The following is a 2393-nucleotide window of genomic DNA, read 5'->3' on the forward strand; positions in this document are numbered from 1 at the left end:
GCAGTAGGCTTAATTATATGGTCCGCCTCACTCTCAAGCCCTTAAGCTTAGAGTAGGCTCTCAGAATGAGGTGAACCATATGTCTTCTATTCATATTTTAGGTATCGACCTAGGTAAACATTGCTTCCATGCTATCGCACATAACCGTTGTGGCGTGGAGGTGCTGCGTCGTAAATTTAATCGCACTCAACTCTTAATCTTTCTTAGTAAAATAGAATCAACAACCATTGCTTTCGAAGCTTGTGGCGGTGCTCATTGGCTTGCTCGAAAGTGTAGTGAGTTTGGACATCAACCCCGACTTATTCCTCCTCAGTATGTTAAACCTTATGTCAAAGGCAATAAAAACGATTTCATCGATGCTTCAGCGATCGCAGAGGCTGCGGGTCGACCGACCATGAGGTTTGTAGCTGTAAAAAGTGAAGAGGCTCAAGTCATCGCAGCGATTCATCGAGTCAGAGATAGTTATATCAAGGAGAGAACCGCCACTATGTCGCGGATCGGCGCGATCTTACTTGAGTTCGGCCTTAGCTTTCCCAAAGGGCATGCAAAGATGAAGTCTCTGTTTCAATGGTTAGCAGAACAAACCGTCTCATTACCAAAAAGCTTGCTATGTGAATTGATATCTATTCACGAACATTACAAGTACCTTAATGAACAAATCAAAACTCAAGATAACAAGCTTCAAACTATTGTTAATAATAACGAAAGTGCTCAATTATTAAAAACTATCCCTGGAATTGGTGATCTTACCTCCACATTGTGTATTGCCGATGTAAGCTCTCCGAGTAACTTTACCAATGGCCGTGAGATGGCGGCTTGGTTGGGGCTTGTGCCAAGGCAATTCTCAACGGGAGGAAAGACCAAGCTACTTGGTATGAGTAAACGAGGGAATAAACACCTCAGAACTCTGTTTATCCATGGGGCAAGGGCTGTACTCTCTAGACTAGAGACGACAGGGAAAGTGTTTGGAGAGTGGCTTGTGAACCTACGAGCCACCAAACCATTTAATGTAGTGGTAGTCGCATTAGCCAACAAGCTAGTGAGGATAGCTTGGGCGGTGTTATACCACCGCCAAGCTTTTAAGGCTGTTTAGCTATAACCAAGTTTGCAACGCCAATGAACGTGATGACAAAAACGGTCAATCGGCCAGATTAAGAACCTGACACAAAAAATAGCAATTAATGCTTTGGGCTTTTTAAGGATAATCTGGCGCGGATATCATCGTGGAGCTGGGAAGCTAGTGCTCCCAACAAGGACTCCGAATACACTGACGGATCCCCTCATAATTGCCCTAGTCCTGCGTTGTGTGTGAGCCTTTGATATTCGAACATTCCCCATTGATATTGGGATTCGTTAATTTGATATCGTCGATGATTTCGTACCTCTCTTCCTAGACGAGGTATGGATAGAACTCGGCGGTGTTTAATGCTATTGGCTTGGAAGTCAAAATGCCACTTGGCTTGTACTGCAATGAGGCCATTCCACCACATCAAGATTTCAGCGAGCAACGCAATAAGAAGTAGGATATCCAATCGCTTAGTACAACGAGTTCTGTTGTGACGAAGTGCGATCCCATAGGCGGTACTCTTTAGATCGCGGAAAGCTTCTTCTATTTGCATGCGCTTGGCGTACAGGTTAGTAATTTGTACTTCATTTAAGATATGTCTAGGGATATTGGTAGCGAGTAACCACGGCTCCTTTGCACTGCGTTGATAGAGATGTGTAGCGGAGTGTTTTTGGCTGGTTCTGCTATGGCGCTGGGCTTTTCTGCCTTTTTCTAATCCCTTGTAAACATAGGCTTCACAAGATATCGGTGATCTCTTTGCTAATAAGCAGTGGCCAAGATATTTGGGTTTATGGACAGCGTTTGGATAAAAGGTTTTATTTGAGACCCAAGGTTTTTGGGGCTGTTTGATTGATACTTCACCTCGGACACGACCTAACCAAAACCAACCTTTCTCCTGAACTTGGCGGAACCAAGTATTTCTAAAACCCGCATCAGAAACGATGATCGGACTGATTTTATTCGGCAAAATACTCTGCAATTTATCGAGGAATGTTTGGTGACTTTTCGGTGAATTGTATTGGCCATACTCAAAAACTTGTTCAAAGATTGTGATGGCTCGACCATCAAGTGCAACGGATGCTCTTAACGTCATATAACGAAGTTGTTCACGAACATCAGACCAATCAACAAGGATCACAGGGCATGGGTTAGCGCCCGTTATTAAGCAGGCATGCCATTTATAGATAAGGTCTTTTTCACGATGTAGTTGGCGATTTCCAAGCAGTCTATCAACGCGTTTGATCGCATGTTTTACCGTGGTATTAGTTTCCAGTTTCCGACCTAGTTTAGTCAGCGTTAAGTCTGAACCGTCAAGTACACTTTTTGT

General features: G+C 43.7%; 2 protein-coding genes. One reads left to right on the forward strand and one right to left on the reverse strand.

The annotated features are described in order from the left end of the window. Nucleotides 1–79 precede the first annotated feature (79 nt). The gene (locus NHN17_RS25590; RefSeq protein ID WP_255045493.1) at nt 80–1093 is read left to right on the forward strand and encodes an IS110 family RNA-guided transposase; all 1014 of its coding nucleotides are present in this window, start codon (nt 80–82) and stop codon (nt 1091–1093) included. 187 nt (nt 1094–1280) lie between these two features. Here NHN17_RS25590 and NHN17_RS25595 read toward each other — a convergent pair. Then, on the reverse strand, nt 1281–2393 hold a 1113-nt coding region (locus tag NHN17_RS25595), incomplete at its 5' end, for an IS4 family transposase (protein WP_255045494.1).

This window comes from Photobacterium pectinilyticum (assembly GCF_024357955.1).
GTDB classification, from domain to species: domain Bacteria; phylum Pseudomonadota; class Gammaproteobacteria; order Enterobacterales; family Vibrionaceae; genus Photobacterium; species Photobacterium pectinilyticum.

Excerpts from the sequence above, each read along its gene's own strand:
- NHN17_RS25590 (WP_255045493.1), top strand. The coding sequence starts at position 80 with ATGTCTTCTATTCATATTTTAGGTATCGACCTAGGTAAACATTGCTTC.